This window comes from Rhodococcus sp. 21391, from assembly GCF_016772255.1.
Taxonomy (GTDB): Bacteria; Actinomycetota; Actinomycetes; order Mycobacteriales; family Mycobacteriaceae; genus Rhodococcus_F; species Rhodococcus_F opacus.
In genome coordinates, this window is sequence record NZ_CP063781.1 from 7,300,292 (window position 1) to 7,324,341 (window position 24,050).

General features: G+C 63.6%; 24 protein-coding genes and 2 pseudogenes. 8 read left to right on the forward strand and 18 right to left on the reverse strand.

The window, feature by feature from the left end:
• Nucleotides 1-11: 11 nt before the first annotated feature.
• The 3 genes from GO592_RS33895 to GO592_RS33905 all read left to right on the forward strand — a co-directional run bounded on the left by GO592_RS33895 (nt 12) and on the right by GO592_RS33905 (nt 1,983).
• Nucleotides 12-794 (forward strand): hypothetical protein, encoded by a 783-nt coding sequence (locus tag GO592_RS33895; protein ID WP_007295951.1) that lies wholly within the window; start codon nt 12-14, stop codon nt 792-794.
• A 179-nt stretch (nt 795-973) separates the two neighbouring features.
• Nucleotides 974-1,423: a hypothetical protein gene (locus GO592_RS33900; protein WP_007295950.1), complete on the forward strand. Its 450-nt coding sequence runs from the start codon at nt 974-976 to the stop codon at nt 1,421-1,423.
• A 161-nt stretch (nt 1,424-1,584) separates the two neighbouring features.
• A complete protein-coding gene (locus tag GO592_RS33905; RefSeq protein WP_007295949.1) occupies nt 1,585-1,983 on the forward strand; it encodes a hypothetical protein in 399 nt (132 codons plus the stop codon).
• An 11-nt stretch (nt 1,984-1,994) separates the two neighbouring features.
• Here GO592_RS33905 and GO592_RS46335 read toward each other — a convergent pair.
• A pseudogene (locus GO592_RS46335) lies at nt 1,995-2,281 on the reverse strand (DUF4193 domain-containing protein).
• Nucleotides 2,282-2,643: 362 nt separating this feature from the next.
• Nucleotides 2,644-2,946: a hypothetical protein gene (locus tag GO592_RS33915; protein WP_193385471.1), complete on the reverse strand. Its 303-nt coding sequence runs from the start codon at nt 2,944-2,946 to the stop codon at nt 2,644-2,646.
• Between the two features lie 466 nt (nt 2,947-3,412).
• Here GO592_RS33915 and GO592_RS46700 point away from each other — a divergent pair, with 466 nt between their 5' ends.
• Nucleotides 3,413-5,254, forward strand: a complete 1,842-nt coding sequence (locus tag GO592_RS46700) for an Lsr2 family DNA-binding protein (RefSeq protein WP_202715068.1) — start codon at nt 3,413-3,415, stop codon at nt 5,252-5,254.
• Between the two features lie 425 nt (nt 5,255-5,679).
• Here the strand turns inward: GO592_RS46700 and GO592_RS33925 are convergent, their stop codons facing one another.
• Nucleotides 5,680-7,131 (reverse strand): NF041680 family putative transposase, encoded by a 1,452-nt coding sequence (locus GO592_RS33925; RefSeq protein ID WP_237737149.1) that lies wholly within the window; start codon nt 7,129-7,131, stop codon nt 5,680-5,682.
• 404 nt (nt 7,132-7,535) lie between these two features.
• Nucleotides 7,536-8,144 (reverse strand): IS5 family transposase, encoded by a 609-nt coding sequence (locus tag GO592_RS33930; protein ID WP_237737175.1) that lies wholly within the window; start codon nt 8,142-8,144, stop codon nt 7,536-7,538.
• Nucleotides 8,145-8,479: 335 nt separating this feature from the next.
• On the opposite strand from GO592_RS33930, the gene GO592_RS33935 reads away from it, so the two are divergent.
• Nucleotides 8,480-8,713, forward strand: coding sequence for a hypothetical protein (locus GO592_RS33935; RefSeq protein ID WP_007299820.1), 234 nt, complete (start codon nt 8,480-8,482; stop codon nt 8,711-8,713).
• Nucleotides 8,714-8,753: 40 nt separating this feature from the next.
• On the opposite strand, the gene GO592_RS33940 is transcribed toward GO592_RS33935, so the two are convergent.
• The 5 genes from GO592_RS33940 to GO592_RS46000 all read right to left on the reverse strand — a co-directional run bounded on the left by GO592_RS33940 (nt 8,754) and on the right by GO592_RS46000 (nt 13,146).
• A complete protein-coding gene (locus GO592_RS33940) occupies nt 8,754-8,957 on the reverse strand; it encodes a cold-shock protein (protein ID WP_007299821.1) in 204 nt (67 codons plus the stop codon).
• Nucleotides 8,958-9,991: 1,034 nt separating this feature from the next.
• Nucleotides 9,992-10,939, reverse strand: coding sequence for a carbohydrate kinase family protein (locus tag GO592_RS33945; RefSeq protein WP_007299822.1), 948 nt, complete (start codon nt 10,937-10,939; stop codon nt 9,992-9,994).
• On the reverse strand, nt 10,939-12,342 hold the full coding sequence (locus GO592_RS33950; RefSeq protein WP_007299823.1) for a sugar porter family MFS transporter: 1,404 nt from the start codon (nt 12,340-12,342) through the stop codon (nt 10,939-10,941). The genes GO592_RS33945 and GO592_RS33950 overlap by 1 nt, the downstream gene beginning before the upstream one ends.
• Before the next feature lie 7 nt (nt 12,343-12,349).
• Nucleotides 12,350-12,601, reverse strand: a complete 252-nt coding sequence (locus GO592_RS45995; protein WP_082325003.1) for a PTS fructose transporter subunit IIB — start codon at nt 12,599-12,601, stop codon at nt 12,350-12,352.
• 416 nt (nt 12,602-13,017) lie between these two features.
• Nucleotides 13,018-13,146, reverse strand: coding sequence for a hypothetical protein (locus GO592_RS46000; protein ID WP_272943289.1), 129 nt, complete (start codon nt 13,144-13,146; stop codon nt 13,018-13,020).
• A 112-nt stretch (nt 13,147-13,258) separates the two neighbouring features.
• Here GO592_RS46000 and GO592_RS33960 point away from each other — a divergent pair, with 112 nt between their 5' ends.
• Nucleotides 13,259-13,429 carry a hypothetical protein gene (locus GO592_RS33960; protein ID WP_007299824.1) on the forward strand — a complete coding sequence of 57 codons (171 nt, stop codon included), beginning with the start codon at nt 13,259-13,261 and terminating at the stop codon, nt 13,427-13,429.
• Between the two features lie 651 nt (nt 13,430-14,080).
• On the opposite strand, the gene GO592_RS33965 is transcribed toward GO592_RS33960, so the two are convergent.
• Nucleotides 14,081-14,881 (reverse strand): crotonase/enoyl-CoA hydratase family protein, encoded by an 801-nt coding sequence (locus tag GO592_RS33965; protein ID WP_007299825.1) that lies wholly within the window; start codon nt 14,879-14,881, stop codon nt 14,081-14,083.
• A 116-nt stretch (nt 14,882-14,997) separates the two neighbouring features.
• On the opposite strand from GO592_RS33965, the gene GO592_RS33970 reads away from it, so the two are divergent.
• Complete coding sequence (locus GO592_RS33970; protein WP_237720573.1) at nt 14,998-15,159, forward strand: Dabb family protein; 162 nt, start codon at nt 14,998-15,000, stop codon at nt 15,157-15,159.
• 182 nt (nt 15,160-15,341) lie between these two features.
• Here the strand turns inward: GO592_RS33970 and GO592_RS33975 are convergent, their stop codons facing one another.
• Both GO592_RS33975 and GO592_RS33980 read right to left on the reverse strand, forming a co-directional pair.
• Entirely contained in the window at nt 15,342-15,542 is a 201-nt protein-coding gene (locus GO592_RS33975) for a tautomerase family protein (RefSeq protein ID WP_005264727.1), read from the reverse strand.
• Nucleotides 15,543-15,904: 362 nt separating this feature from the next.
• Nucleotides 15,905-16,111, reverse strand: a complete 207-nt coding sequence (locus GO592_RS33980) for a hypothetical protein (RefSeq protein ID WP_039952550.1) — start codon at nt 16,109-16,111, stop codon at nt 15,905-15,907.
• Between the two features lie 194 nt (nt 16,112-16,305).
• On the opposite strand from GO592_RS33980, the gene GO592_RS46705 reads away from it, so the two are divergent.
• Nucleotides 16,306-16,545, forward strand: coding sequence for an integrase core domain-containing protein (locus GO592_RS46705; RefSeq protein WP_082325006.1), 240 nt, complete (start codon nt 16,306-16,308; stop codon nt 16,543-16,545).
• A gap of 237 nt (nt 16,546-16,782) precedes the next feature.
• Here the strand turns inward: GO592_RS46705 and GO592_RS33990 are convergent, their stop codons facing one another.
• From GO592_RS33990 to GO592_RS46710, 6 genes and pseudogenes are all read right to left on the reverse strand, one after another.
• Entirely contained in the window at nt 16,783-18,036 is a 1,254-nt protein-coding gene (locus GO592_RS33990) for a CaiB/BaiF CoA transferase family protein (RefSeq protein WP_007299828.1), read from the reverse strand.
• A gap of 114 nt (nt 18,037-18,150) precedes the next feature.
• Complete coding sequence (locus tag GO592_RS33995) at nt 18,151-19,599, reverse strand: aldehyde dehydrogenase (protein WP_039952554.1); 1,449 nt, start codon at nt 19,597-19,599, stop codon at nt 18,151-18,153.
• A 222-nt stretch (nt 19,600-19,821) separates the two neighbouring features.
• On the reverse strand, nt 19,822-20,691 hold the full coding sequence (locus GO592_RS34000) for an SMP-30/gluconolactonase/LRE family protein (protein WP_039952557.1): 870 nt from the start codon (nt 20,689-20,691) through the stop codon (nt 19,822-19,824).
• Nucleotides 20,692-20,755: 64 nt separating this feature from the next.
• A complete protein-coding gene (locus GO592_RS34005; RefSeq protein WP_039952558.1) occupies nt 20,756-21,052 on the reverse strand; it encodes a Dabb family protein in 297 nt (98 codons plus the stop codon).
• Nucleotides 21,049-22,698 carry a flavin-containing monooxygenase gene (locus GO592_RS34010; protein WP_007299832.1) on the reverse strand — a complete coding sequence of 550 codons (1,650 nt, stop codon included), beginning with the start codon at nt 22,696-22,698 and terminating at the stop codon, nt 21,049-21,051. Before GO592_RS34010 ends, GO592_RS34005 begins: the two co-directional genes overlap by 4 nt.
• Before the next feature lie 257 nt (nt 22,699-22,955).
• A pseudogene (locus GO592_RS46710) lies at nt 22,956-23,862 on the reverse strand (IS1634 family transposase); the annotation flags it as partial.
• Nucleotides 23,863-24,050 lie beyond the last annotated feature (188 nt).

The following is a 24,050-nucleotide window of genomic DNA, read 5'->3' on the forward strand; positions in this document are numbered from 1 at the left end:
CGTCGGACAAGATGACGCCGAGCCCCGAGGTGGCGCTCGACTTCGCACGGGAATGGGTGGAGTTCCTCGATCCCGATAACGCCGAGCACCTCATCGCCGCGGACATGACGTGGCTGCTCTCGCACTGGACCTGCGTGTTCGGCACCCCGGCCTGCCAGGGCATCATCGCGGGCCGACCCGACGACGGCTGCTGCTCGCACGGCGCCTTCTTCACCGACGAGGAGGACGTCGCGAGGTTGCACGAGTCCGTGAAGCTGCTCCGGCCCGAGGACTGGCAGTTCATGAAGCAGGGTCTCGGGAAGAAGGGGTACATCGAGGAGGACGAGCTCGACGACGAGCCGGCGCTGCGTACCCGCCGCTACAAGGGTGCGTGCATCTTCCTCAACCGTCCCGGCTTCGAGGGTGGCATCGGGTGCGCGTTGCATTCGATGGCGCTCGAGCGTGGGATCGAGCCGCTCGAGGTGAAGCCGGACGTGTGCTGGCAGCTGCCGATCCGGCGCACCCAGGAATGGGTGGAGCGATCCGACGGCGAGCTGATCTTGAAGACGACGATCACCGAGTACGACCGCCGCGGCTGGGGTGAGGGCGGCGCGGATCTGGACTGGTACTGCTCCGGCTCGCCGGACGCGCACGTCGGCGCCAGGGCGGTGTGGCAGTCGTATGCGCCGGAGCTCACCGAGTTGCTCGGTGAGGCCGCGTATCGGGAGTTGGCGCGGCTGTGTAAGCGACGGCAAGGTCTCGGCCTGGTCGCGGTGCACCCGGCGACCGCGGACGCCGAGAAAAACTCCCGCTAACGGGGCCGCAGCCCCCAACGAGTTGACCCGGTTACCTCGCTATGGGCATCGAGTCCGGCGGTGTGCCGGTTGGTCGACGTGGGGGAGATGTCGGCGGAGAAAGGGCTACCGGTGCCGCTGGGGTGTGGCGGGTACCGCGGTGATACACACCTGTATAAGTGCAGTTGGAGGTGGTTTGCGTGGCGTTGACCGGTGATGTCGAGCGTGATCTCCGGGCGATCCCGGCGGAGAAGGAACTGCTGCAGATCAAGTTGCTGCGCGCGGTGGCGCACGCGACGGACAATCAGGTGCCGCAACGGGTGATCGCGAAGAATCTGGCGGTCACGCAACCGGAGGTCAGCCGGATCGTGAAGAAGCTGCGGTTGAACCCGTCGGCCCGGGATCGCGGCCCGCGGGAGGTGCTGCTCGAGCATGCTGCGAAGCGGATCGATCACGATCGGATGATGGCCGAACTGATCGCCTGGGACTACACCTTCGGCCATGTCGCCGAGGACGACCCGCTCGGGGAGAGCTACGTGCGGGGTACCTGGGATCAGATCGAACGCTCCCGCGACCTGCTCAGTGATGATGACTACCGGGTGCTGCTCGCGGCCACCGCGGATCGGCGTGCGCAGGCGAATGCACTCTGACCCCGCTGCTGTCGCCGCCGACCTCGAGGCCTGGTGCCGGCCCGGCGGGATCCTCGACAAGGACGGTCCCTCCGCATCGATTCATCTGTTCGACCCGGTCGCTCGCCGCCGAACCCGGGATGCGATCGTCGACGCCTACCCGGCGGAGCAGATCGACGTCGGTGTCGGTCGGCCCGGGCCTCGGCCCGCGGCTGGAGACCGACCTCGCGTACGCCGAGTACGAGAAGTTCACGACCCTCGATGTCGAAGCACCCCAGCACATCACCCGTGCCCGGGCGTTGACCAGGTGGTGGCGGGGCCGACAGGAAGCGTTGCGGGGCGGTGACGGGTTCGGTGGCCGGTTCACCCCGGGGTTCGTCATCGACGCCCTCTACACCGGCAGCTCCGAGGAGACGGTGTGCGCCCGCAACGCCCGGGCCGCGTTCGATCACCCACTGGCCGAGGAGATCCCGACCGTCGAGTTGCTCGTCGAGCATGCCGACGCCGGTGACGAGACGTGGGTGAAGGAGAACGGTGTCGTGGTCTACCCGCAGGTTCCGGCCGACCGACCCGAGCCCTGACCGTCCCGGTCTCAGGCACAGTCGCGGCAGATCGGCTGCTGCTTGTCGGCAAGTCGGCTGCGGTGATGGACCAGGAACAACTTATGCAGGTGACTTCGCCGGATTGTCGGAGATGACGCGGACGGTGAGTTGTTCGCCGGACAGGTCGGCGCCGGGGTAGTTCGAAGGAGTCTACGGTGTCGGTGTCTTCGACGTCCAACGGTGGGAGACTTTCCTGCTGGCGGTGAGCTCTTCGAGGGAGGTGTCCGCTGTGTCGTCGGATTCGGTGACTCGCCGGTGCGTCGTAGTCGGTGACCATGCCTGTGCGTTCGTGCCACCGGGGGTGTTGACGCGGAACCACTCGAGAGCGTAGTTCGCGGCCGGACCCGCTACGGTGCGCCGCCGGGTGGTGTGCGTGTCCTGCTTCTGCAGTTCGGTCGCGCCGGGTTGGTAGTCGATGCGGTGCCACAGGAACATTCGGGTGACCGGGGTGGGGAGGAATTCGGGTTCAGCGCGTGTCCGGCCACCGATCCCGGGCAGGGGCACGATCCGGCCGATCTGCCAGATCGCGGTGGCGGTGGCGTTGGATTGCGTGGTCGACTTCGGTGATCTCGTCGAGGGTGTCGATGAACCTCCGGGCGGGCTGTGATCGTGTCGGGGTCGTCGGTGATCATGACGGCCTCATCGGCGATGGTCGAGCCGCGGGAAGTGCCGGCGGATCCGACGACCGCCCGCCGGCCGGTGACGAGGACGCCTGCGTGCAGATTCGCCGGTGGACAGCCCCCCGCACCCCGGCCTGCACGCAGTGAGTGAGGGCGGCGGGGAGGTGGCGTGCGCGCGGTGGGCGGCGCGGACGGCGTTGACGGCCGGGACATCCCCGGCGCGCAGCGGCAGCAGATCGGGGGCGTCGGCGTCGAGGTAGGCGATCGCCGCGTACCGCGGCGCTGTGGGGACACCGATGACGCCGACTGCGAGAGGCCACACTCCACATGCGGTGGCACGGTCATGACAATGTTCTCCCGGCTGCTGGGGATGTGGCCGACGCGCGCCTGCATCGTAGGGTTCGGTACCGCTGCGACCCGAGTCCGGAAGACGCTGCACCGCCGAAATTCCCGGCACAGTCGTCGGTCAGTAGATGGTGGGCCGTAACGCGCACGCCCGCTGGCCGCCCTGAACACAGAAATAGTCTAAGCCGCTGCACTAAATCCCCAGCCGCCGAGACAATTTCGGAAATGCGTTGGAGACTAACTCCTGCCATGGCGAGCCACGCTCGCCCTGCAAGAAGCTCGGTGAATGTGAGTTTGAGCTCCACGAGGGTCGTGTTGGTCCGCCCACATGGACAATGTCTTGAGACAATTGAAATGTCAGCTCGGGTGAGCTTCCGCATCACCGAGACGGACCTGCCATTACTGTGTGCGGTCGACGATTGCCGATGTAGAAGGAGAGCACGATGGCGGTATCACCGAGGAATTCCGAAGGTTCGGCGAAGAGGACGACCAAGGAGATCCGTGAGTGGGCGATCGGAGAGGGCCGTGAAGTGTCGCCCCGCGGTCGGATTTCGGCCGAGATCGAGCAAGCTTTCCATCACGCTCAGGCAAAAACGGCGCCGGCAAGGAAGGTAGCCGCGAAATCGTCGGCCGCGAAGAAGACGGCTGCGAAGAAGACGGTCGCGGAGAAGGCAGTCGCCAAGAAGGCGCCGGCGGCGAAGAAGGCTCCGGCGAAGACAACAGCGCCGAAGACGACGGCCGCGGAGAAGATAGCCGCCGCGAAGGCGTCGGCGAAGAGCGCGGCGGCGGTCGACAAAGCTCCGGCGAAGACGACGACCAAAGAGATTCGCGAGTGGGCGATCGGGGAGGGCCGTGAAGTGTCGCCCCGCGGTCGGATTTCGGCCGAGATCGAGCAAGCTTTCCATCACGCTCAGGCAAGAACGGCGCCGGCAAGGAAGGTAGCCGCGAAATCGTCGGCCGCGAAGAAGACGGCTGCGAAGAAGACGGTCGCGGAGAAGGCAGTCGCCAAGAAGGCGCCGGCGGCGAAGAAGGCTCCGGCGAAGACAACAGCGCCGAAGACGACGGCCGCGGAGAAGATAGCCACGACGAAGGCGTCGGCGAAGAGCGCGGCGGCGGTCAACAAAGCTCCGGCGAAGACGACGACCAAAGAGATTCGCGAGTGGGCGATCGGGGAGGGCCGTGAAGTGTCACCCCGCGGTCGGATTTCGGCCGAGATCGAGCGAGCGTTCCATGACGCTCAGGCAAAGCAGGTTCAGGCAGAAGCGGTGCCGGCGAAGAAGACGCCTGCGAAGAAGGTAGTCGCGGGGAAGGCTCCGGCGGAGACGTCGGTCGCGAAGAAGACGGTCGCGGAGAAGGCAGTCGCCAAGAAGGCGCCGGTGGCGAAGAAGGCTCCGGCGAAGACAACAGCGCCGAAGACGACGGCCGCGGAGAAGATAGCCACGACGAAGGCGTCGGCGAAGAGCGCGGCGGCGGTCGACAAAGCTCCGGCGAAGACGACGACCAAAGAGATTCGCGAGTGGGCGATCGGGGAGGGCCGTGAAGTGTCACCCCGCGGTCGGATTTCGGCCGAGATCGAGCGAGCGTTCCATGACGCTCAGGCAAAGCAGGTTCAGGCAGAAGCGGTGCCGGCGAAGAAGACGCCTGCGAAGAAGGTAGTCGCGTGGAAGGCTCCGGCGGAGACGTCGGTCGCGAAGAAGACGGTCGCGAAGGGGGCGGCAACGAAGGCGGTTGCGGCTGTGGAGTCGGCTGCGGATGCGGCGGCCGCGGAGACGACGGCCGTGAAGAAGAAGGTCGCGAGGAAAGCTCCGGCGAAGACGACAGGCGCGAAGACGACAGGCGCGAAGACGACGGGCGCGAAGACGACGGGCGCGAAGACGACAGGGGCGAAGACGCCGGCTGTGGAGTCGGCTGCGGATGCGGCGGCCGCAGAGACGGCGGCCGTGAAGAAGATGGTCGCGGGGAAGGCTCCGGCGAAGACGTCGATGGCGAAGGCGACGGTGGCGAAGGCGGCGGCCGCGGCGAAGATGGTCGCGGGGAAGGCTCCGGCGAAGACGTCGGTCGCGAAGTCGGCGGCCGCAAAGTCTGCTGCGGAAGCGACGGCCGTGAAGAAGGCTCCGGTGGCGGGCGCGGCGGCGGGCACCGCGCCGGCGAAGGCGACGACCAAGGAGATTCGCGAGTGGGCAATCGGGGAGGGCCGTAAAGTGTCCTTCCGCGGTCGGATTTCGGCCGCGATTGTGCGAGCATTCCATGACGCTGCGGCAAAGTTGCCGCTCCCACTCGGTTGAAGCGGGTGATGGTCCGCTGATGAGCGTGACCGACCGACTCCTGTTGCCGCGGTATGCCGTCCTCGGGGGATCCAATGTTCGGCACCGTGGAGGTCACCATCGAGCAGCTTGCTGAGTTGCTCGAACGCCAAGTCCCTCCCCGTGACCAGGATGCTGCGCCGCACTGACGGTGCCTCTCGTTTGTGTCGAGCGGCGCGCTCTGATGACCGCCCGCTCAGGGCAGGATGAGGCCGTGGGCAATAGAACCGCAGCAGACCTCGAGTGTGGACTCGCCTGCTCGCCTATATAGCCCCGGCACGTCCGCTGAGGCTGGCCCGATCATCGTGTTGCGCGATGTGGTCGGCAGCCCGGGCTGGGTGCGGTGAATGCGGCCCCGCATCTTCGTGGGCGATCCTGGAAGAGGGTGGCGTCGCTAAGCTTGTTATTTAACCTGGTTGGGTTTCACTTTTTGGCTCCGTGATGTCGATTTTCGTGCGTTTCCCGACGTGATGGTGCTGGGCGGGGCGACGGTTCCTCGAGCCGGGTGGGCGTCCGGGACCGGGTCGACTGGGTTTCGGTGCACTGGCAGGATTGGGCATGGTCGCGCGGATGCGCGGAAACCCTCGACGGACGCGGGCCGGCGTCAACCGTCGCGGTGGGGCGGGTCGTTCCCACGGACGGCGTAGGTCTTCGGCGAGCGGCCGGGCGAGCCGGAGTTGGGTGTGCGCAACCAGGACGATCCAGGTCCATCGGTCGGCCGCCTCGGGGTTGCGGATCTTCGGGGCGGTCCAGCCCAACGTCTGCTTGAACAACCGGAACGTGTGCTCGATATCGAAGCGCCGCAGAAACATCTGCCACAATCGGTCGATATCGGCGGTGCCCGCACCCGGATGTGAGCACCAGAGCCACACCGGTTTGGGATGCCGGTCGCCGGGCAGGTGATCGACCGTCAGCCGGATCACCGTGCCTTCGACGATCGGCGGCGGTCCCGGGTGGTCGGCCCACGATCCACGGTGAGTGATCCTCGGGTGCAACCGATTCCAAGCCGCAGTGACGGCTGTTCCGTAGCGGTCGGTGTCGGTATCGGTGTTGCTGTCGGGTTCGGGCCAGGTCTGGGGGTCGGCGAATTTGAATTCGGCACCGTGCCGGGGTGGGCGCCCGGTTCGACCCGGCGGCGGCGCGGGGAAGTGCAGCACCCGATCCGAACGCATCCGACCCAACACCTGAACCGGTAGATCGGCGAGTAGGAACGCCATCCGTGCCAGTTCGTACCCGGCATCGAAGACGAGCACGATGTCCGGGTCGCCGTCTCTCCAGTGCCCGGCCGATTGCAATCGCCCGACTACTTCACGGACTTGTGCCGTGGTGACCGTAGTTTCGTCGTCGTCGGGCCGCAGGCGCACCGCATCGAGTACCGCCGTCCACGACGTGCGGCCCACCTCCAACGCGGCGACGAAGGAATACGGCCACCCGGGGATCAACTGTGCTTGATTCTTACCGCGACCGTAGACGTGACAGAACGCTCGCTGGGAGCTGGTTGGCGCATCCGGGCGCAGCCACGGGCTGATATCGATGGCCAGGACGATCCGGCCATCGCTGCTTCGCGGCAGGGGAAGTGCTCCGACTGCGCGTCGCAGTCGACCGATATCTACTCGGCCGCAGTTTAATCCGTCGTACAAGGCGCCGTGACCGCGCCTATGCTCAGGGGTCAGCGACAAGTCGACCAGTGTGGTGACCGGGTCCCCGGAACACAGCAGCGCATCGGTCAGCTCGAACACCGCATCGCTGCGCGCCGACAAACACCGGTAGAACTCTTCGCGGAACGACACCAGCTCGACCCCGTCATCCGCGCACGACCCTTCCCCGACCACCTGCGTGTAGGGCACACTGACACTCACGGCCACCGCTTGCCTTTGTCTCGAAAGTTCTGTGAGAGGAACCTCAAGATGATCAGGCGGTGGTCGCCCCATGCCGCGGCGACACGCCGAACAACATCATCACCAACTGCCCCACGCGATGGCCGAGGTTAAACGACAAGCTAAGAGTGTGTTTGAAAACCGTCAGGTTCGGGCGAGTCGCCTGGTCATGGTCGCGATCATCGCGATGTGAACCATGGCTTCATGGTGGTCGGGTCTGGTTTCGTAGTCGCGCACGCAGCGGCGGTGCTTGTTGATCCACGCGAAACTTCTCTCGACCACCCACACGCGAGGCCGGACGTGGAAACCGTGGCGCCGGGGATGCGTTTGATGATCTGCATAGGCAGGGCGAGAACATCTTTCGCCCAGACGGGCAGCCGTCCGGGTTAACCGCCGTCGGCCCAGACCAGCCGGATGGTGGAGTATCTGCCGCGCAGGGCGGTCAGGAGTCGGTGCGCGGCGTCGCGGTCCTGGATCGAGGCAGCGGTGACGACGACGGCGAGCAGCAGGCCGTTCACATCCACCGCAATGTGCCGTTTGACGCCGTTCGTTCTCTTACCGCCATCCCAGCCGCGTTTCGATCGGGGCACGGTGTCGGCGGCCGGCACCGTCTGCGAGTCGATGATCGCCGCGGTCGGGCACCGGTCCCGCCCGTCCCGCACCCGCAGGCGGTCGCGCAGCGCGTCGAGGATGTGCTGCCACGCGCCGCTGTGTGACCAGCGTGCGAAGGCCGCGTACACCGTCCCGGCTGGCGGGAACTCCACCGGCAGTTGCCGCCGCGCGATACCACCGCGCACGATGTACAAGATGGCGTCCACTATCACACGGCGGCAGTACTTCTCGGGTCGTCCCCCGCGGCCTGCCGTGCTGCCCGGCGCGGGCAACAGCGGTTCGAGGGTCGCCCACTCTGCGTCGGTGACCGACGACGGGTACACCGCGTAGCCATGTCCGTCCACCGCGTGGGGCGGGCATGGCGGAATCGGCGATGATGTCATTGTGGGCTCCTGGTGTGGGCTAGGACTTGGTACTCACCGACCCAACCAGGAGCCCACCTCTTCGGTTCTCAGTCAGGCACCTGCCGCCATCGCGAGTTCTCAAACACTCTCTGACCGAGCAACTGTGGGGCGGCGGAGACGCTCCCGACTTCGAGTGAGGCACCAGTCCTGCGCGGTGATGCTCAGCACTGAACCCTCGCGATAGTGACACCGGTGGCCCGAACCACTACAAAGGGATGAGGGCTCGTCACGCGTCGGGGCGCGACCGGCGAATCGCTGGCGCGTGATCTGTGTGGAGAGCAACTCCTCTGGGGGCGCAGTTCGGAGGAGACCGCATGAGCGTTCCGCGGGCACGATCAGATGCGGATTGGGAGCGGCAGGTGGCGACCGAGCAGCACGGCCGCGAGCCTGCTCCGGAAGACTCGTGGCCGGCAACAGCAGGGAAGCAGCCGTCGCTTGTCGACCACTACCAGGACGCCCGCTCAGCCCACGAGGGCGACGCTGCGTCTGAGGACACGTCGAGTGAATCCCCCATGTTCCTGGTTGCGACCGCGGACCGGATCGACTGAGGACGGCACCGAAACGGATGCGGTCCCTACGTGATGCCGGTCAGACAGAGCGTACGTTCGTGGCCTGCGGGCCCTTCTGCCCCTGGCCGACCACGAACTCCACCCGCTGGTTCTCATCGAGCGACCTGAAGCCGCTGCCCGCGATTTCCGAGAAATGCACGAAAACGTCCGGAGTTCCGTCGTCGGGTGCGATGAAACCGAAGCCCTTCTCACCGTTGAACCACTTCACAATGCCCTGCGCCATGCTGATGCTCCCTACAATCTCGATCCGGGCACTCACATCGATTACCCGATCTCGATACCACTGATCCTGCCACCCGACGATGGACCGGCCGCGCGGAAACGTCCGTACTGCTCGGCATCGCTGCGAATCCCGGCAACCCGGTCGTTCATCGATCCCCGGTAGCGGTCCCGTTGCCGGAATCGAGCTGAGCGGCGCGGGTTCCGATGTAGCAGTGTTCCTCTGTTGCGCCCCAACCACTCCCGACAGGAGGAGGCGGGGAGTCCTGATCGGGCGTCGCAGCAGAGCCTGGACACGGCTGCCCCTCCCCAAGACAGAAGAAAATGCCAGGGAGTTGAGACAGATTACGGTGGCCATGCCGCGAGAGAAGTGAGAAGTCCGCAGGTCGCAGCGTCGCAAAATGCCACTGCCCGCGGACCCTACACCGTCGCCAATCCGGAGACGCATATTCTCCGGTGATGTCGATCAGCGTGGGGAGTGGGGGAGTCGCAGCAAAATCGCTGGTAAGAGGTGTAAATGGGTTGTCGATGCGGCCGGGAGCGGAAACGAAAGCCGGCGTCGGAGCGAGTTGAAAGACACTCGATCAGGTCGGTGGTGTCGACGTCAGTGGTGCCGATCGGTCGTCGCGCACCGGAACCAACGCGCTGCGGACATGCCCGGACGCGTCGACCGGAAGACTTGCTTCCGCGCTTGTCCCGACCGCCTGCCAGAGGACCTGCTTATCGCCCAATCCCGGCACGGGGTAGTCCATGCGAACTTCGTCTGCACTCCGGCCGCGTGGTCGCGCTCGCGCGCGTTGCGGGTGTGGGCGATCACCTCAGGTTCGACCTGGAAGGTCAGCTCGGGTCGAAGCCGAGCTTCGCCTTGACTGCGGCCACAGGCAGGGAACGCGGGTGCCGAGTTCGCCGCGGACGGTGGCGGGGGTGTGGCCGTGCCGGATGAACAACCGTTGCACGTCGGGTGATTCCTCTCGTGAATGGGGTTGTGCATCAACGCCGGTAACCGCGCATGGCGTCCTCGGTGACCGCGAGGATCGTTCAGGTGAGGGCCGGGTCGAGCGCATGAAGGGCGTGCACTTCCGCGCGGGAGGGCGCGTACGCGCCGGATCGGCTGACCGTCAACGCACTCGTGTGTATCGCGCGGAGCAGTGCGGGTTGGACATCGGGCCAGTCCACAGCCGCGAGTCGATCCCGTGCTTGGGGTGAGCCGAGCAGGCCCGCGTCAAGTAGTCCGGAGAGTAGTCCGGCCATGAAGGAGTCCCCGGCACCGACGGTGTCGCCCACGGTGACCGGTGTCTGGTCGATGTGGAGCATGTCCCGGTTGTGAGCCAGTCGCGCGTAGGCGCCCCAGGATCCGCGGGTGACGACCACCATTGCTGGTCCTGTCTTCACCCACCGCCGCATGATGTTCTCGACCGGCACGCCCGGGTAGAGCCAGTCGAGGTCCTCGTCGCTGGTCTTTACCACGTCGGACAGTGAGACCAGGTGCTCGACGCGGTCGACGACGGTGTCGGGCGAATGCATCAGTGCGGGACGGATGTTCGGGTCGTATGACACGGTACCGAGGAGCCGCATCCGTTCGGCGGCGACGACCACCGTCGAGCCGCCCGGTTCGACGGTGGCGGCGATGCTGCCGGTGTGCAGATGCCCGAACGGTTCCAGGTCCGGCAGTTGCGGGACCGCCCAGTTCAGGTCGAACTCATAGTTTGCGTGTCCGTCCGCGTCGATCCGGGCGAACGCGACCGACGTCTTGTGTGCGGAGTCGGTTCCGGGCGTGATCTGCACGCCGGCGGACTCTGCCCACTGTCTGAGCAGATTTCCCCGGGGGTCTTTGCCCCAGTGGGAGCAGATGCTGGCCGGGTGGCCGAGTGCGCCGAGTCCGACCGCGACGTTGAGCAGGCTGCCGCCGACGTGTTCCTGAGTGAATCCGGGCCTGGTGACGACGTCGATCAGTGCTTCGCCGAGGCTGAGTACGCGGCTGGTCATCAGTGCGCCCGTACCGCGGTCGGCTGGTCCGGGCCGTGGTCGAGTGCGACGCCGAGCTTGGCCTCCATCTCCTCGAGCGGCACACCCTTGGTCTCGGGCATCGCCTTCAGCACCCAGATCAGCTGACCGACCATGGCGAGGAAGAAGATGCTGAACGCGGCGCCGGCACCGAGGGCACCGATGATCGGCGGGAAGGCGAACGAGGTGATCGCGGCGAACACCCAGTGGGTCAGGCTGCCCAGCGACTGCCCCTGACCACGGATCCGATTCGGGAAGATCTCCGAGAGGAATACCCAGATCACCGAGCCCTGGCCGACGGCGTGGGCGGCGATGAATCCCATCAGCCCGATCAGCACCAGTATCGACGACGTAGAGGTGAACTCGCCACCGCGCGCATTTTCGTAGTAGAACATCACGGCGGCAAGGAATCCCAGGGACATCAGGTAGCCGATCGAGCCGACGATCATCAGCTTGCGCCGGCCGAGCCGGTCGATCAGACTCAGCCCGACCATGGTGGCGACCAAGTTCATCGCGCCCACCCCGACGCTCATCAGGAACGCGGCGTTCGTGCTGGCGCCGGCCTCCTGCATGACCCGTGGCGCGTAGTACAGGACCGCGTTGATGCCCGACAACTGGTTGAAGACGGCGATCGCGACGGCGAGCAGGATCACCTTGCGGTGCCCGCGCGTGAAGAACGGCACCTTCGTCATGTTCGCGGTGGCCGCCAGCGACTCCCGGATCTCACTCATCTGGAAGTCGACGTCGGCTTGGGTGGCGCACAGGCGCTTGCTCGTTGCGGTCGCGTCGTCCCATCGATCGTTGGCGGCCAGCCAGCGTGGCGTTTCGGGAACGGTCGGCAGCATGAGGACGAACACCAGTGCCGGAACGATCATGACGCCGAGCATCCAGCGCCAAGCATTGTCGCCGGGGACCGCCGCGCGGATGACGGCGTTGGATGCATAGGCGATGAGGATGCCGAGCACGATGTTGAATTGCACCAACCCGACCAGGCGTCCTCGGTTGGCCGCGGGGGCGATCTCGGCGGTGTAGATCGGTGCACAGACGCTGGCACCACCCACGCCGATGCCACCGATGAACCGGAACAGCATCAGAATTTCGACGTTCGGGGCCAGGGCAGACCCGAGGGCGCCAAGAACGAAGAGGACACCGATCACGTAGAGCGCCTTCTTGCGGCCGTACCGGTCTGCCGGCCGGCCGGCGACCAGAGCGCCGAGGATCGTCCCGATGAGTGCGGTGGTGACGGTGAAGCCCAGCTTGGCATCGCTGAGCGCGAACACCTGCTGGATCTGTTCCTCCGCACCGGAGATGACGGCGGTGTCGAATCCGAAGAGCAGCCCGCCGGTCGCGGCGACTATGGCGCTGCGAACAACTATGGGTTTCACGAGATGTCTACTTCCTCTTGCGGTTGAAATATCTTGGAAAAGAAGGATTTCCGCGCACAGTGCGATGGGTTGGGCACCCACGCCATCGCCCGTCGGCCGCGGCGATCACCTCGGGGTCGAGTGGCTCGGAGCCAGAAGCGCCCTGCGTCTCGACGTGGATGTCGTGACCGCTGCGGGCGGCACCCTTCTCCAGCGATTCCGCCGCCAGGCATATGTGTGCGATGCCCGTAGGGCACGAGGTTGTGGCTACGAACTTCATGTCACGCGCCTTTCCTAGCGGTTCGCTGTCGCAGCCGAGGCGGCGACCGATCGAGGCGGCCCTGCCTGATCCTGCGTCGCTGTATCGATGAGCCTGCGGACAGTTATAGCTGTGACGTGGCTCTCATGTCAACATATACGGGCGTAAACACATACATTCGGGCACCAATGAGCAGATCAAAACAACACGCCGAAGTGGCTGGCGGCCTGCAGTGCGATCACCTCCACGCCGGGGCGAGCCGGAGTTCCGGGCGCGCGCTGCCTGGAGGGGCGGAGTCTGCGCTGGCGCGACTGTCTGCCCAAAATCGTCAGGCGTGCGCGTGAAACTGTTGGCCCGGAACAGGATGCGGTCGGCGGGGCGGCCGCCACCCCACAGCCTCAGCCCGCACAACTGGTTGGTGTTGGGCGAGGGCGCTCTCAGCGCATCCCGATGTAGATCTCGCCGGTCGTGACGCCCTCTTCGAGCGCATCGAGGGAACGGCCCCGCGTTTCGGGCGCCTTGCACGCGAACACAAGCGCCGCCACGCCGACGGCGAACACGAACAACGACCCGGCGATGCCGATTTCCTTGACGAGCGACGGAAGCCGGACTGACGGTGCCTCTCGCGTTTGTCGTGCGGCGCGCTCTGATTCCCGCCCACTCGGGCAGGATGAGACGGTGGGCGATCGAACCGCAGCAGACCTCGAACGTGAACTCGCCATGCTCGCCTACGTACGCGACTGTCTCCGCGTGTCGGAGGGCGAATACTTCCGCATCCCGACCGCTGCGCTCGACGAGGTTCTCGGGGAACTCAACAGTGTCGAGCGATCACTGTGGGACCCGAGATGATTGTCGGCGGTGCAGCACCCCGGGGTGCGGTGGTCGCGATGCAGTTCACTTGTGGGCCGGGGACGGTGGTGCCGGGGTGGTGCGGTCCGATCAGGCCGGATGGCGACCGAAAATGCGATGGCCGGGTTCGTGATTCACAGGTGCGCCAGCATGGAAACAGGGCGATCGCGGAGACGGTGATGCCCGCGGCGCCGGCAACGATGCCCAGTAGAGCCCCCAACGATGCCGCCTCGTCGTCCGCACCCACCAAATTCCACCCTACAACCGGAGCCACAGGTTCGGCTTTGACACAGGGAGCGGGACCACCTCATCGGGGAGTAGGACCGCCAGCGCCGATCCCCATGCCCTTGGCCCGATGTCCGATCAGTTGCCGGCGCGGTGTCCGGAACGTCTGGGCCGCTGCCGCTCCCGGTCGGCACCTGCCGATGACGGTGTGCCGCAACTGGGTTGGCGGGCCTTCGGCGACCCGGCCGCCGCCAACTTCTCGCCCATCAAGTCGGGACCGCTACTCAAACACGAGGTGCTCTGGGAGACGGGAGCCCGCCTGGCAACCTCGATAGATCCTGCTCGTTGTGGTTCTCATACTGAGCTCGCGGGCGGCTGGGCGGTCATTCTCCGGTGATACCGACCCAGCCTCGAGCGATGCAGGTGCTACTCACCTGTGAAGGAACCCGGACGCTTCTCCAAGAACGCGCTGACGGCCTCCCGGTGGTCGGCGGTGTGATGGGACAGCGCTTGCATGGCAGCGGACAACTCGAGCAAACTATCGAGACTCAGATGCTGGGATTCACGCAAAAGCTTCTTTGCCATCCGCACCGAGTTCGGCGGATTGACCGCTACGCGCTCCGCCAGCCCGCGCGCCTCGTCGAGCAGCTGCTCCGGGGCGACGACCCGGGAGACCAGCCCCCATTCCAGTGCAGTCGCCGCGTCGACGCGGTCCCCGGTCAACGTCATCTCGGCAGCGCGGGCCGCGCCGATCGCGCGTGGCAGCAACCACGCTCCACCGTCCCCGGGAATAATGCCCAGCTTGACGAAGCTTTCTGCGAAGAAGGCTGTGTCGGAGGCGATCCGCATGTCACACATGAGCGCGAGATCGCAGCCGGCGCCCACTGCGGGGCCGTTCACCGCCGCAATCAGGGGGACGTCGCAGTTGTACATCGCCCGAGGTATACGTTGAATTCCCTTCCGATAGCCCTCGCGCTGCTGGTGAGGCTTGCCTCCGAAGAGCCCGCGGCCTTCCGCCATGTCCTTCACGTTACCGCCGGCCGAGAACGCGGAACCGGCGCCCGTCACGATGACTGCTCTGGTCTCATGGCTGGCATTGACAGCGGCCACGCACGCTACGAGCGCGTCGATCACGTCCTCACCGGAGATCGGGTTGCGTTCTTCGGGCAGATTGATTGTCCAGGTCTCGATAACACCGTCGCGCTGGACGAGAACGGGATCATCCATGAAAGTTGCTCCTTGTGTGAGGGTCGATCAGTCACGATGACTGACTTATAGTTGTTGGTCCCGACTTCGGCTGCCGTCCGCAGATTGTTCAGTATCGGCACGGCCGAGATCTCGGAATCAAGGACGGCAACGCCGACTACGCCGTTCCCGCAACATTTGATGGCATCGACGAGTTTCGCGCGTACCTGACACATCCCGACCACGTGAGGTTTGCCGAGGAGTTCGTCTCGGCGATGGCTGAGACCTACTCATCGGTTCAGGTCGAATTCTCCTCCTAGATCCAGCCCGCATTGGCAGTCCGCCGAGTCGACGTGGTGCCCTCCGCTCAGCAGGTGAGCGGAGGGCACCACGTCCAGTTGATCGGGGGCGCCGACGTTCAGTGAGAACCGAGGGTGGGTTCCGGCCTCTCGCGCGACCGAGGTGGCCGAACGAGAAGTCGGAGTCGCTCGCCGAACGTCGGTCAGGCCGGCTTCGAGGCTCGTTCGGTCAGAGTCTCACCGCCGATGGCCCAATCGTCCTTCGACACTTCTTCGATCGTCACCCAGACACTTGCCGGTTTCGCTCCTGTCGCGTCCACGTATGCAGCGGTCAGCTTTTTCAATAGCTCACGCTTCGCTTCGGCGGATTGGCCGGGGGTCTGGGTCACATGCAACAGCGGCATAGCGTGCTCCTTGAGGGTTTTTGTTGGGAAAGGCACTCGACAAACCACTTCGCTAATCGAGATCAGTTGATCGGCGGGAACCGTGCCACGGCCAAGGGTAACAGCCTTGAGTATCGATTAAAAAGGTTGGGGTGCAACGAATATGATGATAGAGGGTTGGTGTGTCGTGTCACATTAGCTTGCAGTCAAGTAAGTGTCAGATAGCCATTCTTCATTGTGGATAAGACCATCTTCTCCGGGGCCTTCAGAGTTGATGGGCGAAAGCGCGCGGTACGAACACGAGTTGTCTGAGCAATTGTGAAACACCATTACGAGATTGAGCGTGAATCTATGATCGAACTCGATCGCGCCTGGCCGCGGCTTCACGTGGCGGCCTCGACCGCCCCGCCGCACTGCGCGACGACGCCGAGGCGCTGCGGGAGGGGTGGCCGACGGCGCGACTTCTGCGAGTCAACGTGCTCGGGCAGGTTCGTCTCAGGGAGAAGCATGTGCTGCTGGAACTGGCCTCCGACCGCTACTTCGAGCCTCCCGAGCATGCGGTGCTGCTCGGTGTCTTCGACGGGGACCACGAATGGGCAGTGCGGGGGCGACGAAGGTTTCAATGATCGCTTACTTCCAGGCCGGTGCGATGGCTCGCTTGGATTGAGTTGGACAAGGCGTTCGCGCTGTGGGGGACCGCCGCTGGTGTTGCGGATGGACAACGGTCCGGAGTTCGTATCCACTGTGCTGCAACAGTTCTGCCGATCGGATCGGTATAAGTTAGATCTCGCCAGGGACACCGTGGAACAACGGACACATCCAATCCGTATACAACCGACTGCGGAAGGAATGCCTCAACCGCAATCACTGGACGAGTCAGCTCGAAGCGAGGGTCGTGATCGGAGACTTCAAGGAAAACCACAACAGTCGGCACCGACACTCATCGCTGGGCTACCTCACCCCGGCCGAGTACGCTGCCCAATGCACCCACACCCACCAACCCGTGGGTTGCGAGATCGACTGAACTCACGCAACCGCGACTCGAGAACACGGTTGTGCGACTATCGGGGACCTGCCATCGGTATGCCGTCCTCGGAACGCTCCCGAATGACGGAATTCACGGGTGTTGCTGCACACCGGCGCTAGGACCGTTCGGGCGGCGACCATGTCAGTGAAGCCCACCGACCTTGCGAGCTCACCGGTGAGGGCCCGCATTGGGGAACGGTGCCAGCGGGCTCCCCTCGTCGAGTAATCGGCCCCGCTACTCCGGCAATACCCCGGAGCCGCGTAGACACGCAACCTCGTTCTCGGAAAATCCGAGCTCGGCGAGAACAGCGTCGGTGTCGGCGCCGCGGTGGCGAGGGCCGAATCGCACCGAACCGGGGGACTCGGACAGCTTTACTGGTACGCCGACGCCTCGGTACCCGTCGCATTCGATCACCATCTTTCGGTGCCGCACCTGCGGAAGGTTGAGTGCCTCCCCGACGTTGTTCACGGCCCCCGAGGGAACACCGGCCAGTCGAAGTGCGGCGGCCAGGGCCTCGCGCTGCCAACCGCCGATGAGTCCGCCGAGGACCTTGCGCAGCTGTACTGCGTTCGCCATACGATCGGTATTCGTCGTGAACCGTGGGTCCTCGGCGAGCCCGGGCGCGTCCAACGCGTTGGCGAGCGACCGGAACTGCCGGTCGTTGCCGGCACCAATGAAGAACGGTCCGTCACTGCAGATGAACGTCTCGTAAGGACAGATGGTGGGATGGGCGACGCCGGTGCGTTCCGGCGCGACGCCGGTAGCGAACCATTTGCCGGCGTGTGGGTGCAGGATCGACACCGCGCTGTCGAGCAGCGCGAGGTCGACAAGCTGCCCGCGCCCGGTCTCGCGCCGCACGTGCAGCGCCATGAGGATGCCGTTCATCGCATTGAGGCCGGTGACGATATCCACCAGCGGGATCCCGATCCGCATCGCCTCGCCGTCAGCTTCGCCGTTGATACTCATCAGCCCGGACAGTGCCTGAAGCACTGCGTCGTACCCGGGCGCGCCACCAAGCGGCCCGTCGGTACCGTACCCGGTGATCCGGCAGTGTACGAGGCGCGGGAACTCCGCGGCGAGTACTTCGTCGCCCAGGCCCCACCTCTCGAGCGTCCCGGCCTTGAAATTCTCGATCACGACGTCGGCCTCGGCGAGCATTCGGCGCAGGAGTTGCTGTCCTTCCTCGATACGTAGGTCGACGCTGATGTTGCGCTTGTTGCGGTTGAGCCCGTCGAAGTACGTGCTGTGGTCTTCTCTGACGAACGGCGGGCCCCAACCGCGGGTTTCGTCGCCGGCTGGTGGCTCTACTTTCGTTACGTCCGCACCGTGGTCAGCGAGCATCTGCCCGCACAGTGGTCCGGCGAGCACCCGCGACAGGTCGACGACGCGAATGTCTGTGAGCGCGCCAGTCCGCGGAGGCAGCGCGGCTGAATTGGAAGAGGCGTCCCAGGCGTCGGCCGAAAGGGCGTTGACTGTCGAGTTGGTCATGGCTGCTCATTCTGGTGGGTATTGAAGGGTCGGGCCGGCCGAGGGGGAAGGTAAATCATGAAGCCTCTAGGCATCCAATTGAACAGGGAGTGGGGTCGGAAGGCTCCGAGGCGACTAGACATAGATGGACCTGTATTCAAGATAGTAATCCAGCGCCTCAGGGCCGAATTCTCGCCCAATTCCGCTGTGCTTCACGCCACCGAAGGGGGAGCCCATGTCCATCGAAAAATAATTGATCCCCATTGTGCCAGACCTGATACGTGACGCGATATCTAGGCCATGCTCGTGATCCTCAGTAAAGACGACCCCGCCCAAACCGAAGACGGTGTCATTTGCGATACGAACGGCCTCATCCTCGGACTCGTACGGGATAACGGAGATGACAGGACCGAATATCTCCTCCTGCGCCAGTCGACTGTTATTGTCCACGCCTCCAAAAATGGTAGGCGAAACAAACCACCCTCGCGTTAGGCCATCAGGCGGCTCGGCGCCGCCACGGACAAGCTGGAATCCCTCAGACTCCCCGAGCCGGATATAGTTTCTAACTCGCTCTCGGTGTTGATCGCTCACCATCGGGCCCAAAGTGACCGCGTCGTCAAGCGGGTCCCCCATCGCCAGATCATCCACATAGGCAGCCAGGACATCTAGAACTTCCCGGGAACGACCATGGGGAACCAAGATACGGGAGTTTGTGGTGCACGTCTGCCCCCCGTTCTTGAACACAGCGTCGTCCAGGCTCCTAGCGAAGACATCCAGATCCGCATCAGGGAGCACAACGGCCGCCGACTTGCCACCGAGCTCGAGCGATACCCTCTTAAGGGACCGGCCTGCCGCCTCGCCTATCGCCTGCCCTGCAGCCGTTGACCCGGTAAATGCAATCTTGTCCACACCCGGATGGGCCACAAGGGCCTCGCCCGCGCGAACGCCACCAGCAACAATGTTGAGGACTCCAGGCGGCAGACCTGCATCTTCCGCTGCTTCCCCGAGCACGTAGGCGTCAAGCGCAGTTTCGGGGGCTGGTTTCAAAACGATAGTGCACCCAGCGGCGAGAGCAGGAGCGATCTTGGCCATAGCCAGCAACTGAGGATAGTTCCACGCAACGATTGCACCAACAACACCGACTGGCTCTTGCCGCACAATGGTGTGCCCCTTCTTGCTGGGGCGGCGAGTCTCAAAAGTCCGTGCCTCGGCGAGCTCAGCCATTGAACGCAGTATCGCTACCGGGGCCGCAGCGTTACTGATAATCGATAAAGGCCTAATCATGCCATTCTGCTGACTGACCAAGCGCGCGGTGGATTCTCCTCGGCGCTCGAGGCTATCGGCGAACCGCCGCATAGTCTCGGCCCGTTCGTGCGGGGTGGAACGCCCCCAGGGGCCGTTGTCGAGTGCCGCCCGCGCGGCCAAAACAGCTTCGTCAATCTCCGAAGGACCACCCATTGCGGCAACGCCCAGCGGCCGCTCGGTTGCTGCTTCTGCAATAGTAAATAATTCTGGGTCGACAGCCTCTCGCCACTGACCGTTAATATAAAACTGTCTGCGGTCGGCGCCACCGGCTGGGGGCATAATGTAACCTCTCTAAAGTGGTCATATACCTTGTCTTCCAAGGTTGCTTACGAAAGACGATTACGGTCAATACGCTGCCGCAGCCAAACGAAGGGCAAAGCGCTGGAGCGTCTACAGTTGAAGCGAATGACTAGATGACTGCTCGGCACCGTACCGATCGGTCCGTCTCGGGCCCGATCGAACTCCGTACGGACGGCCCACATCTAGGGAGATCAGGCCGGCCTACTGTGCGACGCCACGTCGATTCACCTGCGCGGTGCGGACGGTGCCTTGTGACTTACCTTCACCGAACTGCTCGAGAGTGGTCGCATTGCAAAACATGTACAGCACATCCAGGTCTGATCCGCCGAACGTGCACGCAACAGCCCAGGCGTCAGGCACGAGAACGGAATCGGTGATCTCGCCGCTCTCCTCAACGCGATAGAAGCCGCTCTCCGGACCGTTGGTCAGGCCATTGCCGAACCAGACGCCACCTTCGGTGTCCAGTGCAATCCCGTCAGGGTGCATGCTCTCGTCGAGTTGTGCCCACACTCGGAAATTAGTCAAGGAACCATCGGCGTTTACGTCAAAAGCATCAATCCGGTGACCGAAAGTCTCCGCGAGGAGCAAAGTTCGACCGTCCGCACTGAGAGCAGCTCCGTTCGGGAATATCGCATCGCCTTCAACTCTGCTTACGTTGCCCTCGGGTGTTACGTGGGCCAAAGTTGTTGCCTTCGGATCCTCAGCACCGAGGTCAAAGCCAAAGTTACCAATGTAGGCATGTCCGGACGGCGATACCAGCATGTCGTTTGCCATTCCGCGGGCGATATGCGCGATATCGGCGTACTCGCTGACGGATCCGTCGGACGCGATTCGCACAACCTTCTTCTTCGTCGGATCCAAGAGGACCACTAAGACCGATCCATCCTGTAGGAAACCGAGCCCAGACGGTGACTCTTCGAGCGTCGCGAATGCAGTGTGGCTGCCGTCCTCTTCGAAATGAAGGACGTGCTTGCCAAAAAAGTCGCTGGCCCATAGTCGACCATCGTGCCAGCGTGGTGCTTCGAGGTATCCATGCCCACTGGATATTGTCTGCAGTGAATGGTTCTTCATTGCCTGCCCTTTCGGTGGTAGATATGGCAATTGCAGCTTCGAGTTAACGCATCCTAGGCGCTAGTCACGCCTCAAATTGCACTACGGTGTATTTCGCCGCGAACTTGGAGAGCAGCTCCTTGGCGCGAATATGAGCAGGATGCACGTCGTACTCGGCATAGCCTGTTGGATCATGAAACGCAGCGGAAATCCCGTAGTCGCTGCTCACGTCGCGCGAACTGACGTCTCTTCCATGAGCGTAGCCATGCAGCAGTTCTGTACATTCGGCGGACAGCTGATCAAGCGCAGTTGCGAAAGCCGATATATTCGAGTCATCGATCGACCGGGTCCATGATATAGCGACCAAGTGATGAAAAGTCATGACACGGTCAGCCCATCGGTATATCCGGACTCCTTTTCCTTCTGCCAGAACTGCAAGTATGTCGGCACGCCGTTTAGATACTGCAGCATCTGCATTTTCTTGCCCGGAATGTTGCCCCCGTTATACCAAGACTTCGCCCGATTGAATAGCGCCGTGTCGTCGGTCTCGTTGATGTGCGCGGTCCAAGCTTTGTCCGCTTCAACTGTCGATTCGAAACGGGTTAGTCCGTTTGACCGAAGAAATTCGAAGAAGTCGACCATGACCTCGCCCTGAAGCTCGGCGTTCGTGGACCCGTTCGCAAATGCAGCAGGACTCTGGGGGCCGTAGACGAAAATGGCGTTCGGGAACCCGGCTGTGACTGCTCCGAGGTACGCGTCTACGCCCTGGCTCCATTTGTCACGTAAAGTGACGCCATTCGCGTTCTGAACGTCGATCGAGGTTAGTGCGCCGGTGTTGTTGTTGAAGCCTGTGGCGAGAACGATAATGTCAAACTCGCCGTGCTCGACTCCGTCGGCTGTGCGAATCCCGGTTTCGGTGAATCCGACGATCGGGGTCTCTTTGGTGGAGACAAGAGAGACGTTCGTCTGATTCATCACCTCATAATAGTTTTGATGGAGGGCCGGCCGCTTGGCTCCGAAGGGATGAGGGGCGATTTCTGGGACCAACAGCTCTGCTTTGACTGGGTCTTTGATCTGGGGCTTGATCTTGTTCTTCCAGAACTCGTATGTCAGCGCATTTGTTTTGTCATTGAATAGATAGTCCGAGAAATTTCCCAGCCAGAATGCGAATCCGCCCTGATTCCAGAGGCGCTCAAAAACAGCATTGCGCTCGTCCTCTGGGGTTTCGAAACCGCTCCGGGGGTCAAAGTCGTAGTCGATCGCTGCGTGGGTTTCGCGACATTTCGCGGCAACATCGGGCATTTTGTTCTTGAGGGCGGCTTGTTCCTCATCGTCCAAGTACTTCTGTTGCATAGGCAACGAAATATTCGGAGTGCGCTGGAAAACCGTGAGGTTTTCGACTACTGGGCCTGCTTCCTGCACTACCTGAACAGCGCTTGCGCCAGTTCCGATAATCGCGACGCGCTTTCCCGTCATGTCCAGATCGGAACGCCATCGGGCGGTATGAACCAGTTCTCCTCGGTACGCATCCATATCTGGGATGGATGGTGTGTAGGGTTCCGTGGTCGACCCTGTCGCGAACACCACGAACCTTGCCCGGAAAGTGGCTCCGTCCTGTGTTTCGAGGCTCCACATCCGCTGCTCTTCGTCGAACGTCGCGCCCACGACCTTAGTGTTGAATCGACTGTCCTTGCTCAGGTCCAGTTTGGAATCAACATAATTGAAATAGCTACGCATTTCCTCATGATCGGGGTACATCTGCGAGAAGTCCCAATCCTTCCAGAGGTATTCGTCAGTGAACTGATATACCGGTGCGTGGCTGTCCACCCTTGCTCCCGGATAGCGATTGAGGCTCCATGCCCCGCCGAAACCGCCACTGGCTTCAAGGAGGATCACAGAGAATCCCCGGTCCCGAAGATGGCGTAGCTGATAGATGCCACCGAAACCGCCACCGACAACGATGACGTCATAGGTAGGCGTTTCCGCAGACTGTGCCAGGTCGTTCTTTGGAGCGTGGATTGCGGTCATCGATTTGGACCTTTCGAACACTGAGATGGGGCAGGGTTGCCGCTCGCTGTAGCCCTTTGATCAGAGGTGATTAGAGGGCCGAACGAGCTGGAGGGGAGCGAGACCTGGAACCTGTGTGACTGCGACCAAGTCTCGCTTGGGATGTGGTGTACACCATAGGCTTCAGGCTTCAAGTCCGCAACTAAAGAGAATAATTCATAACTACGTAAAACACGGGCGCTTCAGTAGTGTTTTGCTGCGTTGGCCGCGCGGCGCGGGCGGGCTATGGCTGGAGCGACGAGCACGATGGTCGGGTACGCCTCGATCGACTCCCGAGTGCGGTGGAAGACCGGTCGGGCCTTCAGTTCGGACTTGGCGAGGCGGAAGAACTGCTTGACTTTCCGCAGGTTGTGATGGGCGGCCACGACCGCCTTTCCGACCATCGCGGTCGGCTCGATGTCGGTGACGTAGCCCTTGTGGCCGGCGGACTGGCGGGCCCGCTCGATTGATGCCTCATCCAGGATGACGCTCTGTCCGGTGACCTTGACGGATCGTTACCTTCGTAGTGGTTCTGCCCGGTCGCCTACGCGCTGGGTGCGGTGGATCTGCGCGTTAGTGGTGCGCCGGTCGCGTTAGGCGCGCTGCCACTTTTAGTGCCACACCACCCTGCGGTCGCGCCGGTCAGGGCCCTGGCCCATCGAGCGGGTCAGCTCCGCGGTGTCACCTTCGGCGATAGTGTTACCGCGGCGGCCGAAGTGATCCTCGAGTTCCCTGGGGGAGGTTCGGGAGGCGACGATGAACGACGGCCCCGCAGGTTGGCGTTGATCGTGTTTCGGGGGGTGCCTGGACGCCGATGTCTTCGAGCGCCCGGTCGTGTCGAGTTTGCTGTTCGGCTCGATCAGTCGGGCGCACACTAGCGACTTTGAATGTCTCATCGCCGATCTCATCGAACCCCAGCGCCTAGTACGTCCCGGCCAGGTCGGCCCACAGGACCTCGCTGGAGTGCGAGCGCACCACCGCATCCCCGCCCGCGCGGACCTGCGACTCCGGCTCCAGCTCGAGACGCGTCTGATCAGCGTCGATCCTGCCCCTGGTCACCGCCGTCAACGTCGTGAGATCGCCCTCGGTATGGGCGAACCCGATGTGCTCGACTAACCTGCGGGTCGCCTCGCCCCGCGCGTTCTTCGCCGCACCGGGAACGACCCCAGTGGCACGAAGCTCTCCTGTTGCGGGAGTCCCAGCACCAGCCGTTGGAGTCACTGCTCTCGAGCTGTCGGCCGCTCCGTGGGCGCTCGCGCATCACACCGAGGTCCACCATGAGGCGCTGACGGCGTTCGCGGGCAAACGCGCCGGCAAGTATCAGGGGCGTTGAC